The organism is Salinibacter sp. 10B (genome assembly GCF_002954405.1).
In the GTDB taxonomy this organism is placed as follows: domain Bacteria; phylum Bacteroidota; class Rhodothermia; order Rhodothermales; family Salinibacteraceae; genus Salinibacter.
On sequence record NZ_MQWC01000004.1, the window covers coordinates 2,868,007 to 2,884,999 of the forward strand.

A 16,993-nucleotide genomic window follows, 5' to 3' on the forward strand; every position below is an offset into this window, starting at 1 on the left:
TTTTTACACCTCGATGTGAGCGGATTTATGCAAGCGGCCAACCACATATTGTGCCTGGTGGCGGACGAGGCCTCCGCGGCGCTGTCGCAGGCCGCGCATCTGGCCTGTCGGGCCGAGGCTACGCTGCACGCGATGCCCATCGGGGGGAATACCCGCGATGCGGTAGAACGGGCACTCCAGTCGGTTGAGCGCCCGGCAAGCGGGGCGTGTCTGCACGATCGCCTGGCCTCTCCTCCCTTGGAGGAGGGAGGATTGACCGAGCACGTGCAGGCATACGTGCAAGAAGAGGCCATTGATCTCGTTGTCGTGGATACTCCCTCGGACCGCGGACCCGTTCCTCCTCTTGCAACCGCACTCACGAAAGAGGTTATACAGGCCCTTGACTGTTCAGTGTTCGTAGTTGAACACAATGCGGATCCCTCTGCCATTCAGCACATCCTGGTCCCAACGGACCTGTCGGAGTCGGCGCTCGCGACGGTCCGGTACGCAACGCGCCTCGCGTCAATCTACGATGCCGCTGTCGACTTGCTCCACGTCATCGAGGCGGTGCCGTACGTGGCCCTTACGCCGGTCGATCGCCTCTCCCTGAGTGCCACTTCGTTTCCGGAGCACCGGGCGCGGCGTCGGCTCGCGTCCCTCGTTGAGAAGAGTCCGTTGAGCTCCGACGCGTTTCAGACCCACTTTGAATACGGGGATCCGGCCGACCAGATTGGGCGATTTGTGAATCAAGAGGCGGTGGACCTGCTCGTGCTGTCATCGAAGAGCGTCTCGTCGTCCTCTCGGGTCCAGGGACCGGTGGCGGATCGCGTGTTGCGACGGGTCACGTGTCCGGTCGTGGTTGTCCGGTCGGGGGGCGAGTCATCTTCGTCCGGGGAATCGACGGCTGCCTCGGTGACAGAGACAACCGAATAATACCAAGTACCGTCGCGCTCCGTCTGCACATCGCCGGGGAGCGAATCGATTTCGAGGGCCCACGTCAACCGGTTGAGAGTCCACATCGGAGTGCGGGAGGACGCCGTTCGCAAAGACGGCATTCTTTACGGGACAGAGCTTAGACCTGTACAGTCGCCTTCGGTGGACGGGATAAGAGACGGCTTGGGGTTCAGACGACGGAAGACCGGGCAGAACGTTACGACGGCAGATTGTTTTCACCTTCGTTCGTTCCGACCCGGTCTTTACGACCGAGGGGCATCGGCGCGGGGATGCAGTTCTCCGATTAGGGAGAGAACCCCCCCAGTTTCTGAGGCCGTTACGGCAGGCTCCACGTAGGGGGTCCCCCCACCCCTCATAGGAGGATCCCCGTCGCGGCTGTACAAGAAATCCGGGGGCGTTTGCCAGGGGACTATTGTCAAGTCTCGCCCGATTGCGGGGGCACCTTTATAACCGTCGAAATGACGGGCGCGATCAGGAGCTATGATCGGAGGAGGGCAACACGACCAGTTTTTGTTTCAAAAATACCCCTCGGTACACTTATGAACACCCTGTCTCGAATATCTAGACTATTCGTATTCTTGCTCATGGCGGCGGCTCTGCCGTTAACCACGGTCGCTCAGGTGCCGCTGCAGGACGATATCCAATACAATCGTCCGGCCGGCCAGCAGGGCATCAACATGTTTGAGCCTCCGATCCAGGACACCACGTCCTACGACGGCTTTGCAGTGAAGCTTGGCGGTGCCTTCACCCAGCAAATGCAGGCCATCACGCAGAGTGGCCCCAATATTGACAACGATGCAATTGGGCGAGGCTTCAATCTCGCCACGGCCAACCTTGACCTTGACGTGCAGATGGCGGAAGGCATTCAACTGCACGTGCGTACGTACCTGTCGTCTCGCCACCACAACGAAGCGTGGGTGAAGGGCGGATACCTTCAGGTCGACGAGCTGTCGATGTTTAACAGCCCCGCCGTTGACGCGCTGATGAGCAACCTGTCGATCCGCGCCGGACACTTTATGCCCAACTACGGCGACACGCACTTCCGGCGCTCCGACAATGCGGACGCGATCCAGAACCCGTTTGTCGGCAACACTGTCATTGATGCCTTTACGACGGAAGTGGGAGCGGAAGCGACGTTCCAGTCCAACGGCTTTCTCGCTGTGGGAGGCTTTGGCGGGGCCCTGCACCCGACCGTCATGAACCCGGACAGTCGCGCACCGTCGTGGCACGGCAAGCTGGGCTACGACTCGCAGATTAACGACCTCGTGCGATTTCGGCTGACGGGATCGGTTTACTACACCGCCAAGTCGAATGACGGTCAGCTGCACTCCGGCGACCGCGCTGGTGGACGGTACTACAACGTCGTAGAAGGCGGCGACTGGTCAGGCCGCGCCCGGGTCAACTTCGGCAGCGAGACCACGGCCTTCATGATCAACCCGTTCGTGAAAATCGGCGGCCTTGAGCTCTTCGGCACGATTGAGTCGATCAGCGGAGAGGCGCCCAATCTCAGCGACGGGAGCGCAACCCAGTACGCCGGAGAAGCCATCTACCGGTTCGCCAACGACGACCTGTTCGTCGGGGCCCGCTACAACACCATGACCGCCGATCTGGACCTCAGTGCCTACAATGAGCCCGCGAACTGGGTCACTGAGACCTCGATCGATCGCTGGCAGGTGAGTGCTGGTTGGTTCATGACGGAAAATATCCTGGTCAAAGCGGAGTACGTCACGCAGTCGTACAACGACTACCCCACCGGCACACCGCAGGAGGGCGCTGAATTCGACGGCCTCATGCTCGAAGGCGTCGTCTCCTTCTAACGACCTCCGAGTCCACCGAGGGCTGTCGGCCGATACCGACGCGGGCTGGGTCTTCGGACTCAGCCCGTTCGGGGGCCGGCAGTATCTTTTTTATAAACCCACGAGCCTCCCATGAAATATATTCTGTCCCTTCTTCTTGCGTTGGGTCTCGTCGGATCGCCGACCGTGGCCGACCCGGGATCCCCGCCGGCCGACTCGGCGACCTACCAGTTTAACAATGCCGAGAGCACGATGACCGTGTACGGCTCCTCTAACGTGCGTGACTGGACGATGGACGTGACGCAAATCAACGGATCCGTTGCTCTCGGGAAAACCAGCGGAGCGGTACCCTCGATTCAGTCAATCCAGGTCGAAATTCCCGTCCAGCAGATGGTGTCGGAGAAAGACCGACTGCAGCGGCACGCGCACGAGGCCCTGCACAAGGAAGAGTATCCCACGATCTCGTTTTCCTCCTCAGACGTAGAGGTCACACAGGCCGAGGCCGACTCGTTCTCCGTCGTTGCCAACGGCGAGATGACCATCAAGGGCAACACACACACCGTGGAGTTGACGGCCAAGGGCGCTCAGCAGTCGGATGGCACGATGAACGTCGTCGGGGAGCATGAACTGAAGCTCAGCACGTTTGATGTGGAACGCCCCTCGCTGATGTTCGGAGCCATTAAGGTGGACGATCCCATTCGCATTGGCTTCGACATCATCCTGAGCAGCGCCAACCAGTGATGGTTGACGCGAAGCCGGGGACGGGTCCTGGGTCGGTCTTGGGGCTGCTCGTCCCGCTTTCGGTGAGGCATTAGAGTTCCGTTAGAACAACAGAGGCCGGCATCCGACCGCCGGCCTCTTCGTATACACACGCACTGTTTTCTTCCTGGTCGATTCGCCGGCGTCCCTGATGGATGATTCCGTGCACATACTCCTCGTGGAGGACGAGCCGGACGTGGCCTCCTTCATTCAGCAGGGCCTTCAAGAGGAGGCGTACGACGTGGAGTGGGTGAAGAACGGGCAGCGGGCCCTGGAATACGTTCAGCAGAAGGACGTGGACCTCATTCTCCTGGATGTTCGGCTCCCCGACCGGTCCGGCATTGAGGTCTGTGAACGCCTGCGGCTCCACCGTCCCGAGCTTCCCATCATGATGCTCACGGCACTGGACGCGGTCGAGGATCGAGTAAAGGGCCTCCGGGCCGGGGCCGACGATTACCTGCCGAAGCCGTTTGCCTTCGACGAGCTGCTGGCCCGGATCGAGGCCCTGCTGCGACGCATCGATCAGGCGGAACGAACGGACATCCTCCAGGATGGGCCCCTACAGGTGAACCCGGCGGCCCGAACCTGCACGTACGACGGCGAAGAGGTTCCGCTTACGCCCACCGAGTTTGATCTCCTGACCTACCTCATGGCCCGACGCGGCCAGGCCCTCAGCCGCGACACCATCCACCGGGACGTGTGGGGACACGACTTTGATCGAGGCACCAATCTGATCGACGTCTACGTCAACTACGTTCGGCGCAAGCTCGACGAGGTGGGATGCTCCTCGCCCATTGAGACGGTGCGCGGCACGGGATACCGGTATACATCCTGCACGGAAGCGTCTGTCGCACATGATTGATCTGACCTCGCGGTCGGCTCCAAGTGGGGCCTCTGTGTCCCCCGACCGCTCCTCGTTCCGGCGGCGGCTCCTGACCACGATTGGTCCGGCCCTGGCCGCCGCGCTTGTCTTCCTGGGCCTGCTGGCGTGGGGGGCCGCCTACGTGGCGCTGCAACGGAGTGCTGTGGAGGTACTGCAGGCTGAGGCCGACGAGGTGGAAGCCGACATTCTCCAGACTGACGGCTCCCTCCAGATCGGCGGTCATACCTGGTCGGAAGTCCACCACCGTCTGGCGGCGGAACGAGTGGATCCCGTCTTTCTCCAGGTCTTTGATCGTTACAACCGGGCACTTCGCGTCTCTGCGAACGTCGACTCCCTCAGCGTTCTCTATCCCGAGCAGCCCCTCGCACTCGACACTCCCTACGACTGGATCCCGACGCTTCGAACGGTTGAGGTCGGCGGACGGACGCTCTACTATCTGGTGCGTCCCCTCACATACGAGGGCCGAACGATCGGCTACATCCAGGTGGCCCGAGAGGTGCCCAACTACTGGGCCTCCCTGACGACGTTTGGGGTGGCATTGGGCGGGCTCATCATTTTGCTGTTTGGGGGACTCCTGGTGCTCGTTTCCTGGGCCGCCGCACGTGTCCTGCACCCCCTCCGCCGCATCACCGCCGTGGCGGACGACATTACTTCTGCCGACCTGGACGAGCGGGTCGAGGTGACGGACGCCGCCGACCGCGAAACGGCACTGCTGGCCCACACCTTCAACGACCTGCTTGATCGCCTGGAGGACAGCTTCGACGCCCTGCGCACGTTCACGGCCAACGCCGCCCACGAACTGCAAACGCCCCTCACCGTGCTGCAAGGGCACGTGGAGATTGCCCTCCGCCGCTCCCGCTCGGCTAAAAGCTACGAGTCGACCCTTCACCTGTTGGATCGCAAGCTGGGCACGCTGGTGCGAACCGTCCGCGCCCTGCTTACGTTGACTCGACTCGACCGTGGCGAAACCCTGACAACTGAGCCCGTAGCCCTGGGGGCGCTTGTGGAGAGGGAGGAGGGATCTGTCCGGTCGGAAGCAGAAGAGAAGGGCCTGTCTCTCTCCATCGAGACCGCAGACGTGTGGGTCGACGGTCAGGCCGACCTGCTGCGAGAGGCCGTCCAGAACCTCGTAGACAATGCGATCAAGTACACGGAGGACGGCACGGTGCAGCTGTCGGTCGTCGAGGAAGAGGGACACGCCGTCGTGCGCTGCCGGGATACGGGCATGGGAATTGCAGAAGAGGATCTACCGCACGTCGGTGCCCGGTTCTACCGCAGTGCCGAGGCCGGGACCACCGAATCGGACGGAAGCGGGCTCGGGCTCGCTCTCGTCCGCCGCATCGTCGCGGCCCATGACGGCGAGCTCCGGGTCGACTCGACGCCGGGGGAGGGAACGACCTTCGAAATTGTGCTGCCTTCGATTTCGCCGCCGGACAAACCCGAGCGTGTCATGCCCCTGGAGAAATCCCGACCTCCGGTACGTTCATAACGCCCATCGTCGCTTCTACGGAGTGCTTCTTCTATAATGATTACGAAGCGGAACGACAACGACATGCGAAAGGCTCTACTGGCGTCGACATGCCTTGCCCGCTGGCTCATCGTCGTACTGGGGGTGCTTGGGATGACCAGCGTGCCGACCGCCTCGGCCCAGTCCTCCCACAAGCGCCTCACGGTCCACTCGAAAAGCCAGTTTTGGATTCAGGGCAAAGCCACGACGCACTCGTTCACGTGCCAGGTGGAAGCGGTCGAGGGTACGGCACAGCTTCCCGCGGCACAGGACTCCATTCCGAAGGAGACGAAGGACGAGCAAACGACTGTGAACGTGAGCGTCCCCGTTCGCTCTTTCGACTGTGGGAACCGAGTGATGACGAAGGATCTGAAGGAAACCCTCAAAATGGAGAAGCATCCGAACATTCGGTTCGAGCTGATCGACGCACGGGTGGGCACTCCCGTTGACACGTCGAAGCAGTGGCGGCCGGTGGAAGTGCTCGGGGCCCTCACTGTGGCCGGCACGAAGCGGGTGACCAGCCTTTCGGCCCTCGGACGGGCAATTGACGAAAATCGATTCCGGATTCGGGGATGTCATCCCCTCCGGATGACGCACTTCAACATTGAGCCCCCCACCAAAGCCTTTGGGCTCATCAAGGTTAAGGATCGGATCGAAGTACAATTCGACCTGCTCGCCCATACCGCAGGACTGGAACGGACCTCTCCATTCGGGAGGAGGACCATTGCCGAAGCGCCATCCTGCCCCCTCGTGGAAGGAGACGTCGGGTCATTCTAATCGTCCTCTAATCGGCTTCTCATCGTGCACTAAGATCGCGTTCGCGGGCAGGGCGTCCAAGGGAGTGGATGACATTGCGTCACAACTCGCAGCCGGGCATGGGCTGCTTCACACTCTCCCTGTTCTCGCCCATGGCTTCGACGCTTTCCCGTGCTCTTTTTGGAGCGGTGAGCCTTTTTCTTGTGCTCGTGGTTCCCCGTGCCCTTCAGGGACAGCCGCTCCCCGACACGCTCACCTTTGAGCGGGCTGCGGCGCTCCTCCAGCAGCACAATCCGCAGCTCCGAGCCGCTCAGGCTCGGGCGCAGGCCGAAGGGCGTGCCGCAGAGGCGGCGTCGCGCTATCCGAACCCGACGCTCTCAGTCTCCCAGGAGCGCACCAATCTTCCACAGGGTGTAGACAACCAGTGGTATACGTCCATTCGCCAGTCACTGCGCTATCCGGGCGAGCACGGGGCGCGCTCCCGCTCGGCCGACGCCACGCAGCGGGCCGCCGGGGCTATGGTAGAAGAGGAGCGCACGCGCCTCTACAATGAACTTCGCCACCGCTACCTCGACGTGGTGGCTGCTCAGGTCCGCGTGGACGTGCTCCGCTCCTTTGCCGATGCTCTTCAGCAGGCCGCAGAGGCGGCCCAAGTGCGCTACGAGGAGGGCGACCTTAGCACATTTCGCCGCGCTCGGATGCAGGTGGCGCGGGCCCAGTACGAAAATGAACGGGCCGACGCGGAGCGGCGCCTCTGCGACGCCCGCATCGAACTCGCGTACCTGCTGTTGCCCGATGCACAGGCCACTCTCGACACGGTGGCGGCCCTGAGCGAATATCGCGTGGCCGGGGCGATGCAGTTCCGTCCGGTGAGGGTCGATGAGTCGATGGCTCTGCGCCGGGCGCTCCGGCAGCGGGGAGCCGTACAGGCGGCCCTCGCCCAGGTCGACGCCCGCACCGCCGACCTCGACGCGGCCACGTACCAGCGCTACCCGTCCCTCAGCCTCTCCGCTGGGCCGAAGCGGCAGTCACTACCCACCTCCACCACCTACGGCTACACGGCGGGTCTCTCCATCGGACTGCCCGTCTGGAACGGGGGGCGCACGCGGGTGGAGGCCGAACAGGGGCGCCGCCGTGCCGCTACCGCGACCCTGGAGGCCACGCGCCGCCGGGTGGAGGTGCAGGTGCACGACGCCGTGGAGCGGCTGCAGAGCTACCGCGACCGCATTCAGACTGTGTCGGAGGACGTGCTCGTCGACACCGATTCGCTTGGGGCCGACGCCCAGTTCGTGTACCAGCAGGGAGAGATCTCGCTCTTTGAGCTGCTTGACGCGATCGACGCGGCCAAGCAGGCGGCGCTCCTCCGCCTCGACCTCACCGCCGGTTACCTCCGCGCCCTCTACGACCTCGAATCCGCCGTGGGCATCGGGCCCACTGACGACGCCCTTGTCATTGAGGGCGCCCTCCGCCCCCGCACGGCCGATCTGCGATGACCTATTTTTCGCAATCGCTCCGCGATTCCACAAAGCCGCCCCACGCATCCGCCTGATATTCAATACAGGCGACCCGGCGGGTTGCCTCTCCTGTTGGATTAATCGACACCGCCATTATGCCCCGTTCCCGCCTACCCCTGATCGCGATTGTTGCCCTCACCGTGGCCCTCCCCGACTGCGGCGGAAACGGCGCCACCACGCCCACCGCCCAGGCCGACTCCGTGGCCGACCCGGACGCCATCACGCTTTCGGAGGCGCAACTCAATGAGGTCAGCGTGCAGACCACAGCGGTCACCGAACAGCCCGTGACCACGACGCTGCAATTGCCAGCCCGTGTGCGCCCGGGGGCCGACCAGGAGGGCTACGTGACCTCGCTCGTCGACGGTCGCATCGAACGGCTGCGCGCCCGCACCGGGCAGCGCGTGCAGGCTGGTGAGATCATCGCCGACGTGGGGGCGCCCGATCTGAGCGAGATGGTGGCCGATCTCCGGCAGGCCCGCGACGAACTGGACCGCCAGCGGCGGCTGGACGAGCGCGGGGTGGCCATCGAGAAGAACCTGCGCGCCGCCGAGCGGCAGTGGCAGTCCGCCCGGCAGCGGCTGCGCTCCATCGGGGTGCGACCCGACCGCATCGAGTGGGTGGCGACGGGCGAGGAGGACATGACCACGCTTCCGCTCGTCGCTCCTCTTGACGGCGTGGTGCTCGACCGCAGGACGGTTCTTGGCGCTCCCGTGCAGCAGGGGGACAAGCTTTACCACATTGCCGACCTGCAGCCGATCCGCGTGATGGCGGACGTCTTTGAGCGCAACCTGTCGATCGTCCGCGAGGGACAGTCCGTTGTCGTTACGACCCCGATGAATCCGGATCGTGCCTACGAGGGGACCATCGAACAACTGACGCCCCAGGTGGAGGACGAGAGCCGCGCCGCGAGCGCCCGCATCGTGCTCGACAACAGCGACGGCAGCCTGCGGCCCGGCATGTACGCTACCGTGCAGGTGCAGCGGACCGGCAAGGCCCAGTCCGCCATTGCCGCCGATCACCTCCTCACGGACGGCTCCGGCGCCTACGTTCTCGTGCGGGAGGGGCCGCGCACCTTCCGTCGCGTGTACCTGGAGGCCGACGCGGAGGCGGAAGGGACCGTTGCCGTACCGACACTTTCACCTGGGACTGAGATTGTAACGCGGGGCGCCTATCAGATTGTGAGCGCCCTGAATCAGCGGGGGTAGTTGCTGATGAGGAAGTGCTTTCAGAGTGCGCCCTGAATCAGCGGGGGTAGTTGCTGATGAGGAAGTAGTTTCAGACTGTACACTCAATCAACGCGGGTGATCTTTCGCCTGGAGGCGTGGAGCATGAACGATCGTGTCCTCCACGCCCCTCGCCTCTCGCCCCTCACCACTCGATCTTTCTGCGATGTTTGACCGCCTCGTCTCCTCCGTCGTCAAGAACCGGGTGCTCATCCTGCTCCTCATGGCCGTGTTGGTCGGGTGGGGCATCTACAGCTGGCGCCAGGTGCCGGTGGACGCCTACCCGGAGCTCACCAACAACCAGGTGCAGATCCTCACGCGGGTGCCGGGCATGTCGCCGGTCGAGGTGGAGAAGCTGGTGACCTATCCCATCGAGATCAGCATGACCAACCTCGAAGGGGTCCAGGACAACCGCTCGCTCAGTCAGTTTGGCCTCAGCGTGGTGACGCTCGTCTTCGAGGAGGACATGGACCCGTACTTCGTGCGTCGCCTCGTCTCGCAGCGCCTGAACCAGGTGAAGGAAGACCTGCCGGCGAAGGCCCAGCCGTCGCTCGGGCCGCTCTCCACGGCGCTGGGGCAGGTCTACCAGTACGCCCTCGTAGACAAGAAGGACGACGGCCGGACGTACTCGGCCCGCGAGCTGCGGACGATGCAGGACTGGATCCTGGCGCCGGAGCTGCGCACCGTGGAGGGAGTGGTAGAGGCCAACGCACTCGGGGGCTTCGTGAAGCAGTACCACGTGCGCTTCGATCCGGAGCAACTGGTGAACCACGACCTCTCGCTGGACACGGCCTACGAGGCCCTGCGCAACAGCAACCAAAACTCGGGCGGCAACTACATCGTGCGCAACGACCAGCAGTACGTGGTGCGCGGCGTGGGGCGGCTGGGAGCGAAGGGCGGCGACATCATTGAGGACATCGAGAACACCGTCATCACCAGCCGCAACGGGACGCCCATCCTCGTGCGCGACGTGGCGACCGTGCAGGTGGACCACGCCGTGCGGCACGGCGCCGCTTCCGTGAACGGGCGGGGCGAAACGGTCGTCGGCATCGTGATGATGCGGCGCGGGGCCAATGCCCAGCAGGTGGTGAACAACGTGCAGGCCAAGATGGAGGATCTGAAGCAGGCGCTGCCGCCAGGCGTGGGCGTGGAGGTGTTCTACAACCGGAATGAGCTCACAAGCGCGGCCATCTCGACGGTCACCACGAGTCTCCTCATCGGGGGCGTCCTCGTCATCCTGGTGCTGCTCGGCTTCCTGGGCGACTGGCGCTCGGCCCTCATCGTGAGCCTCGTGTTGCCGATGACGGCGCTCGCCACGTTCATTCTGATGAACTACTTCGGCTTCAAGGCCAACCTGATGAGTCTGGGCGGTCTGGCCATCGGCCTCGGGATGTTCGTGGATGGGGCCATCGTGATGGTCGAGAACATCTACCGGCTGCGCGAGCAGGACCCCGACGAGTCGATCGGCCTCATCGTGGTGCGGGCCGGGCGGGAGGTGGCACGGCCCATCGCCTTCTCCGTGGGCGTCGTGATCGCGGTCTTCCTGCCGCTCTTCACGCTCCAGAACCTGGAGGGCCGCATGTTTCGGCCCATGGCGTTTACAGTGTCGTTTGCCCTGATGGCCGCGCTCTTTCTGGCCCTCACGATGGCCCCCGCGCTCAGTTCGTACCTGCTGGCGTCCGTAGGGCAGTCCGACGATAAGGAGGCACCCCCGGTCAACGAAGGCGGAGGAGAAGAGGAAGGGACGCTGCCGGAGAACGGAGCGCCCGCCGGCGGCACCGGATCGACGAACCGGTTTGTGGCGTGGCTGAAGGCCGGCTACGAGCCGCTGCTGGACACGGCCCTCGCGCACCGGTGGAAGACGGTGGGCGTGTCGGTGCTTCTGCTCGGCGTCGGGGCGGGCGTTTTCACGACGCTCGGCACCGAGTTCGCGCCGCCGTTGGAGGAGGGCTCCGTGGCCATCCAGGTGGCGCTGGAGCCGGATGCGGCCCTCGAAACCTCGACCGACGTGCAAACCAAGGTCGAAAACGCTCTGCTGGAGTTTCCCGAAGTCACGAAGGCAGTGAGCAAGACCGGGCGTCCGGCCGTGGCCTTCGACCCGATGGGGCAGAACCTGACGGACATGTTCGTGGGCCTCACGCCGCGCAACACGTGGCGCTTCGACTCGAAAGAGGCCCTCGTGGATTCGCTGCGGGCGCGTGTCAATCAGATTCCCGGGGCCAACTTTGCCTTTACCCAGCCCATCGCCCTTCGCCTCGACGAGATGGTGAGCGGGGCCAAGAGCGAGATCGCGATCAAGATCTTTGGGCCGGACCTCGACGAACTCAAGCGCCTGCAGTCGGCGGTGGCCGACGCGGTGTCCGACATCCGGGGCGCAGCCGACGTGCTGCCCTCGCAAATCGCAGGCTTCGGCTACGTGGAGGTCACCATCCGCCGCGATGATGCGGCCCGATACGGCCTCAACGTGGGCACCATCCAGCGGGCCATCGACATGGCGATTGGGGGCGAGCGTGTGAGCACCATTTTGGAGGGGGACCGCCGCTTCAGCCTCGTCGGCAAGTTTCAGGAGACGTCGCGCGGGTCGGTCGAGTCGATCCGCAACCTGCCGATGCGGACCCCGGACGGAGCGCAGATCCGGCTCCGCGACGTGGCGACCGTCGAGTTGACGGAGGCGCCGGCGGAAGTGAGCCGCGAGCAAGGCGAGCGCAAGATCACGCTGGGCATCAACCTGAGCGGCCGCGACGCCGGGAGCTTCGTGGCGGAGGCGAAAGAGGCCGTGCGCAACGAGGTCTCCTTCCCCGCCGGCTACACGGTGGACTGGGGCGGCCAGTTCGAGAACCAGCAGCGCTCGCGCGAACGGTTGATGCTGATCATGCCCATTACGCTGGCGATCGTGTTCGTGCTGCTGTACATGACGTTCAACTCGATTAGTCAGGCCATCCTCGTCTTCCTCAACATTCCGGTGTCCATCGTCGGGGGCATTCTCCTGCTGTGGGCGATGGGGCTCTACATGAGCGTGCCGGCGTCGGTCGGGTTCATTGCCGTGCTCGGTATTGCGGTGCAGAACGGGGTGGTGATGATCAGCTTCATCGACAACCTGCGGCAGCGGGGGCAGTCGCTCGTGGACGCGGTGCGGGAGGGGGCGCTGTTGCGCCTGCGCCCCATCCTCATGACGACGCTCACCACCCTGCTCGGCTTGCTGCCGCTACTGGTGGCCGAGGGCATTGGGGCCAACGTGCAGCGCCCGCTCGCGGCGGTGGTGGTGGGCGGCATCTTTACGCTGGTGCCCTCCACGCTTCTCCTTCTGCCCATCCTCTACGGCTGGTTCAATCCGGAGACCCGCACCGAGACGGCCATTGCCCGCGAGGTGGAGGCCGGCGAGGAGGCGCAACTGCGGGGGAGTGTGGCTTCGTGAAATTCCACAGTTGGCCCCACATTTCTGACGGCGTAGGGACGCATGGTGTGGGATTATGAAAATAACTGCCGTACGAGGTTACTCTCTTCCTACATTTGTACTTCCTTCCGGCAGGGAGCGTGCATTTTTGGCTTGGATCCAAAAATGCACAAAAAAGATCAAGGCTGTGAAGAAATCGCCTGACACCTTCCTGCACTCCACTGAAATTTCTCAAACTCGCTTACGCTCAGACATGAGAAATTTCGGTCGTTTCGCTCCCGTCGGTGTCCGGGCGGCCATTTCTTCAAGGCCGGAAAAGGTCCCTTTCGGTCCTCAGGGGATGTCCGGCGGATAATCTCATAAAGCCAAACCATGCGTCCCTGTAACATCATGTATTCTTCAGGTTAAGCCCTTTTTACCAGAGCCCGTTCCTGCCATGCAAATGATCATAGCGTACATTCGCCCCATCGTAAAGGACGAGGTGGCCGAGCAGCTCCGGACCCTCAAGGTGCCGGGGGCCAGCCTCTCGCGGGTCGACGGCTTCGGTCGAGAAGCCGATTCGCAGGGACGAGAGTCCTATGGTCCGCAGGTGTCGCCCTACGCCGATATGGTAAAGCTGGAGGTGGTGTGTTCGGACGCCCGGGTGGAGGAGTTGGCGGAGGCCATCGCGGATGAGGCGCAGACGGGACGGCGGGGCGATGGCAAGGTGTTCATTCTGCCGGTGGATCGCATGATCGACATCCGCACGCAGTCCTGGTCGCAGCAGGAGCAGACGATTGAGGGGGAGAAGTAGACCGGCCGCTGGATGTGCGTAATTCCCCGACAGGACGGTGCGTGTTTGACGGGTAGCATGGAAACTGTTCAGCCTCGACATTGCAAAACGATACAGAAATTCGGTTTTAGTTTCCATCCGATTTCCCGTCCCTCTTTTCACCCACAACGTCCCTGACCCCAATGAGTGCTGCACATCTCCATTTGCTATTGAATCACATTCCGCTTCTGGGTCTCATCTTCGGGGCTGCTTTGCTGGCCTACGGCCTATGGCGGAGCCACGAAGATGTCCAAAAAGCGAGTCTCGGATTGCTTGCAGTCGCCGGACTGTCGGCGATCGCTGTATATCTGACCGGAGAGCCCGCAGAAGAGATTATTGAGGGCCTGGCGGGGGTTTCCCACGACGCCATTGAGGCCCATGAGGAGGTTGGTATCTACGCACTCATCGGAGGGCTCGTGACCGGACTCTCAGCCCTCGGCGCGCTGGGATATGCGCTCCTGCGGGAGCATCTCGTCCGGTGGACGGTGATTCTTACCCTCGTGTTTGCCGTGATCGCGTCTGGCCTCATCGGTTACACGGCCAATCTAGGCGGCAAGATCAGTCATCCGGAGCTTCGAGGCGCCTCCGCCTCCACGATGCAGGACGAGGCCCCCAATGAGACGGAGCATGAGGAGGACGAGTAATTCCGAATCCACTTGCGGGAGGGGCTGCGTGTTGGCCTTCGGGCTCGTGTGGATAGGGACGGGAGAACGTGTGGACGGGTGGAGGAGACATCCGTCCACACCCCCACCCCGAGGAGCATGCGGAGTTCGTAAAACGCCGCCTCTACGCCCGATGCCAAGTGAGGCGCGGCCTACACGTTGCGCGCATCGATGGTGGTTCCCGTCTGGTTGCCGTCGAGACTGGCCCGGTAGGCATCCGCCACGGTGGCCGCCGGAAGACTCGGCGAAAAGTCGGCGCCCATTTCGTCGAGCGTCTCCTCGACCCACGGCGGGCTCACCACATTGATGCGGAGGTCCCTGGGGAGCTCGATCGCCGCGGCCCGCACGAAGCCTTCGAGGCCTGCGTTGACGAGGCTGATGGCCGCGCTTCCCTCAATGGGTTCCTGACTGAGGACCCCGCTCGTAAGTGTGAATACGCCGCCATCGCGCACGGCGTCGATGCCCTGCCGGACGAGTTTGACTTGGCCCATCAGCTTGTTGGACAAGCTCACGTCAAAGTCCTCGTCGGTGAGCTCTTCCAGGCCTCCGAATGCCGCTTCGCCCGCACAGGACACCACTGCGTCCACGATGCCGACGGACTGATACAGGCGGTTGATCGAGGAGGGGTCGGCAAGGTCTACTTGCACCTCCCCGCTGCTGTGACCGGCGATGATGACGTTGTGGTCGTGCTGGAGATTGCTCACCACCGCGGTTCCGATGGTGCCAGTGCCGCCAACGACGAGTATGTCCATAAGGAACAGATCGTGCGTGCAATGAAACGGAAGAGCGAAAGAAGGGCGGCGGTACGGGGGCTCCACCGCCCGCTCTCCTCACGCGTTCTAACAGGGAGGAGACGGAGCGATCGGAGACAGGCCCGAACGGGACGTTGGGTTGCGGATTACTCTGCCCCCGGCACGTTCACCGGAACGCGGTAGACGTGCGGGCGGGCGGTAATGTAGAGGGTCTTTCGGTCCGGCCCGCCGAAGGCGAGGTTCGTGGGGGCCTTTGGAACCGCAATGCGGGCTTGCTGCGTACCGTCGGGGCTGTACACCCACACGCCGCCGGGCCCTGTGGTGTAGAGATTGCCTTGAGCGTCCACCTTCATGCCGTCCGTGCTGCCCTCAGCGCCCTCGTCGGTGGGAGCCGCAAACTGTCGACCGTTTTCGATGCCCCCGCTCTCGGTGACATCGTACGCTCGAATACGAGTCTCGCGTGAGTCATTCACGTAGAGGGTGGAGTCGTTCGGCGAGAGACAAATCCCGTTGGGGCGTGCAAAGGTTTTGGTGAGGAGGGTCAGCTCGCCGTTCGGCGAAAGGCGGTACACCCCCGAAAAGCTAAGCTCCCGGTCGTTTTCGTCCACGCCGTAGGGCGGATCGGTGAAGTAGATGGTGCCGTCGGAAGCGACCGTCAAGTCATTGGGACTGTTCAGCCGTTTGCCGCCGTAGGTGTTTGCGAGGACGGTGACCGACCCGTCGGCTGTGCGCCGTCCCACCTGTCCGTCGTGCTGGGCGAGGAGAAGTTGTCCCGAGGAGTCGATCGCAAGTCCGTTGGCGTGGCCGGAGGGTTTCATGAATACGGACGTTCCGTCGTCGGGCGTCCACTGATACACGGTGTTTGCCGGGATGTCCGAAAAGAGGAGGGTGCCCTGATACCAGATTGGCCCCTCCGTAAATTCGAATCCATCGTCCACCAGCTCTACCGTTGCTCCCTTGGGCACGGGCCGTTGCTGTGCCACTGCCGACCCCCCAATTGACGCAACGCCAATCAGGAGGGCGAGACAAACGAGGCCTCTTCTGAGTCCCCCGTACGGTTTTCGGAACGGGGCCCACATGTGTATAAACCGGTTCATATCGACACAGCACTGTCACAAAGACATTGAGCAATTCCCGTCTCCTTTGTACAAAAGCGGCCACCCAAGTACAAAACAAAAAAAGCCGCCGCTCCGCCGCGGCGCACCTCTGTTCGACACAGTATGAGAAATGGCAGGGACACACAGATCCCCCGCTAGGCATTCTGGAGACGAGTGCGGAGCTGCCCACTGGGGACACACGACAGTGCGTCGTATCGGCCTTCATCAGGCGTAGACCCAATGCGCCCCTACGACAAGGGGCATCGCAACTCCACAGAAAAAGACGGCGTCGGCGAGCCGAACCCGCGCGGCCCAATGCCACGCATCGGAACCGAGCCCCCTCGGAACGGGTGCGCCAGTGCTCCGGCAGGGCTCCTTGCGGACGAGCTCGGCCCGACTCGTGTGACGCCACAATATGGGGATACGGTCCCGAGCGCACCCGACGGGGACCGCCGTCGTCAGTTTACCACTGACGCTCGGTGACGCGCTCGACGTTGATCGCGCTCAACCCCTTGTCGGTCTCTTCGATTTCAAATTCGACCCGATCTCCTTCCTCGAGATCCTCGTCGGGGACCTCGCTGTGGTGGAGAAAGACGTCGTCTTCTCCTTCGTCGGGTTCGGCGAATCCATATCCTTTAGCAGGACTGAACCACTTAACGGTTCCTTGCACCATGATTCCGGGTAGTCTTTGTCTCTTTCTTGTTCGATGATCGCTTCGACAGTCTCGCTCCAAACAGAGCCAGACGACGAAGGGCGTATGACGCAGACCTACAACGAGGGGGCTTCCCACGTGTTCTGTTCCCCCTTGTGTGTCTCTTCATTTTCTCAAGATCGGACACGAACGGCCGGAGAGCCGGAGGGGACAAAGGGACGCAAGAGAGCAGAATCGCCGAGCCACGAAGCGCG

The 16,993-nt window shown here is 63.1% G+C and carries 14 protein-coding genes; 11 read left to right on the forward strand and 3 right to left on the reverse strand.

Annotation, left to right across the window (positions count from 1 at the left end):
* The first annotated feature begins 27 nt into the window (after window positions 1-27).
* The 11 genes from BSZ35_RS11735 to BSZ35_RS11785 all read left to right on the forward strand — a co-directional run bounded on the left by BSZ35_RS11735 (window position 28) and on the right by BSZ35_RS11785 (window position 14,220).
* Window positions 28-912, forward strand: a complete 885-nt coding sequence (locus tag BSZ35_RS11735; RefSeq protein ID WP_219846635.1) for a universal stress protein — start codon at window positions 28-30, stop codon at window positions 910-912.
* A gap of 605 nt (window positions 913-1,517) precedes the next feature.
* Window positions 1,518-2,750 carry a hypothetical protein gene (locus BSZ35_RS11740; RefSeq protein WP_105012613.1) on the forward strand — a complete coding sequence of 411 codons (1,233 nt, stop codon included), beginning with the start codon at window positions 1,518-1,520 and terminating at the stop codon, window positions 2,748-2,750.
* 111 nt (window positions 2,751-2,861) lie between these two features.
* Window positions 2,862-3,470, forward strand: coding sequence for a YceI family protein (locus tag BSZ35_RS11745; RefSeq protein ID WP_105012614.1), 609 nt, complete (start codon window positions 2,862-2,864; stop codon window positions 3,468-3,470).
* A gap of 169 nt (window positions 3,471-3,639) precedes the next feature.
* Window positions 3,640-4,350, forward strand: a complete 711-nt coding sequence (locus BSZ35_RS11750; RefSeq protein ID WP_105012615.1) for a response regulator transcription factor — start codon at window positions 3,640-3,642, stop codon at window positions 4,348-4,350.
* Window positions 4,343-5,860, forward strand: coding sequence for a HAMP domain-containing sensor histidine kinase (locus BSZ35_RS11755; RefSeq protein WP_105012616.1), 1,518 nt, complete (start codon window positions 4,343-4,345; stop codon window positions 5,858-5,860). Before BSZ35_RS11750 ends, BSZ35_RS11755 begins: the two co-directional genes overlap by 8 nt.
* Window positions 5,861-5,923: 63 nt before the next feature.
* Window positions 5,924-6,655, forward strand: coding sequence for a YceI family protein (locus BSZ35_RS11760; RefSeq protein WP_219846636.1), 732 nt, complete (start codon window positions 5,924-5,926; stop codon window positions 6,653-6,655).
* A 131-nt stretch (window positions 6,656-6,786) separates the two neighbouring features.
* Window positions 6,787-8,127 carry a TolC family protein gene (locus tag BSZ35_RS11765; protein WP_105013824.1) on the forward strand — a complete coding sequence of 447 codons (1,341 nt, stop codon included), beginning with the start codon at window positions 6,787-6,789 and terminating at the stop codon, window positions 8,125-8,127.
* A gap of 116 nt (window positions 8,128-8,243) precedes the next feature.
* Window positions 8,244-9,353, forward strand: a complete 1,110-nt coding sequence (locus BSZ35_RS11770) for an efflux RND transporter periplasmic adaptor subunit (RefSeq protein WP_105012618.1) — start codon at window positions 8,244-8,246, stop codon at window positions 9,351-9,353.
* Window positions 9,354-9,537: 184 nt separating this feature from the next.
* Complete coding sequence (locus tag BSZ35_RS11775; protein WP_105012619.1) at window positions 9,538-12,786, forward strand: efflux RND transporter permease subunit; 3,249 nt, start codon at window positions 9,538-9,540, stop codon at window positions 12,784-12,786.
* Window positions 12,787-13,207: 421 nt separating this feature from the next.
* On the forward strand, window positions 13,208-13,558 hold the full coding sequence (locus BSZ35_RS11780) for a P-II family nitrogen regulator (RefSeq protein ID WP_258096203.1): 351 nt from the start codon (window positions 13,208-13,210) through the stop codon (window positions 13,556-13,558).
* Between the two features lie 161 nt (window positions 13,559-13,719).
* Window positions 13,720-14,220: a hypothetical protein gene (locus BSZ35_RS11785; protein ID WP_105012621.1), complete on the forward strand. Its 501-nt coding sequence runs from the start codon at window positions 13,720-13,722 to the stop codon at window positions 14,218-14,220.
* A gap of 170 nt (window positions 14,221-14,390) precedes the next feature.
* Here BSZ35_RS11785 and BSZ35_RS11790 read toward each other — a convergent pair whose 3' ends face one another.
* The 3 genes from BSZ35_RS11790 to BSZ35_RS11800 all read right to left on the reverse strand — a co-directional run bounded on the left by BSZ35_RS11790 (window position 14,391) and on the right by BSZ35_RS11800 (window position 16,760).
* Complete coding sequence (locus BSZ35_RS11790; RefSeq protein ID WP_105012622.1) at window positions 14,391-14,990, reverse strand: short chain dehydrogenase; 600 nt, start codon at window positions 14,988-14,990, stop codon at window positions 14,391-14,393.
* Between the two features lie 146 nt (window positions 14,991-15,136).
* Window positions 15,137-16,087, reverse strand: coding sequence for an SMP-30/gluconolactonase/LRE family protein (locus tag BSZ35_RS11795; RefSeq protein WP_219846637.1), 951 nt, complete (start codon window positions 16,085-16,087; stop codon window positions 15,137-15,139).
* Between the two features lie 463 nt (window positions 16,088-16,550).
* A complete protein-coding gene (locus BSZ35_RS11800; protein ID WP_105012624.1) occupies window positions 16,551-16,760 on the reverse strand; it encodes a cold shock domain-containing protein in 210 nt (69 codons plus the stop codon).
* Window positions 16,761-16,993: the final 233 nt, after the last annotated feature.

Coding starts and splice junctions, on each gene's coding strand:
- BSZ35_RS11795 (WP_219846637.1), bottom strand. CDS start 16,087: ATGAACCGGTTTATACACATGTGGGCCCCGTTCCGAAAACCGTACGGG.
- BSZ35_RS11760 (WP_219846636.1), top strand. CDS start 5,924: ATGCGAAAGGCTCTACTGGCGTCGACATGCCTTGCCCGCTGGCTCATC.
- BSZ35_RS11780 (WP_258096203.1), top strand. CDS start 13,208: ATGATCATAGCGTACATTCGCCCCATCGTAAAGGACGAGGTGGCCGAG.
- BSZ35_RS11745 (WP_105012614.1), top strand. CDS start 2,862: ATGAAATATATTCTGTCCCTTCTTCTTGCGTTGGGTCTCGTCGGATCG.
- BSZ35_RS11785 (WP_105012621.1), top strand. CDS start 13,720: ATGAGTGCTGCACATCTCCATTTGCTATTGAATCACATTCCGCTTCTG.
- BSZ35_RS11755 (WP_105012616.1), top strand. CDS start 4,343: ATGATTGATCTGACCTCGCGGTCGGCTCCAAGTGGGGCCTCTGTGTCC.
- BSZ35_RS11740 (WP_105012613.1), top strand. CDS start 1,518: ATGGCGGCGGCTCTGCCGTTAACCACGGTCGCTCAGGTGCCGCTGCAG.
- BSZ35_RS11800 (WP_105012624.1), bottom strand. CDS start 16,760: ATGGTGCAAGGAACCGTTAAGTGGTTCAGTCCTGCTAAAGGATATGGA.
- BSZ35_RS11775 (WP_105012619.1), top strand. CDS start 9,538: ATGTTTGACCGCCTCGTCTCCTCCGTCGTCAAGAACCGGGTGCTCATC.
- BSZ35_RS11790 (WP_105012622.1), bottom strand. CDS start 14,990: ATGGACATACTCGTCGTTGGCGGCACTGGCACCATCGGAACCGCGGTG.
- BSZ35_RS11770 (WP_105012618.1), top strand. CDS start 8,244: ATGCCCCGTTCCCGCCTACCCCTGATCGCGATTGTTGCCCTCACCGTG.
- BSZ35_RS11765 (WP_105013824.1), top strand. CDS start 6,787: ATGGCTTCGACGCTTTCCCGTGCTCTTTTTGGAGCGGTGAGCCTTTTT.
- BSZ35_RS11750 (WP_105012615.1), top strand. CDS start 3,640: ATGGATGATTCCGTGCACATACTCCTCGTGGAGGACGAGCCGGACGTG.
- BSZ35_RS11735 (WP_219846635.1), top strand. CDS start 28: ATGCAAGCGGCCAACCACATATTGTGCCTGGTGGCGGACGAGGCCTCC.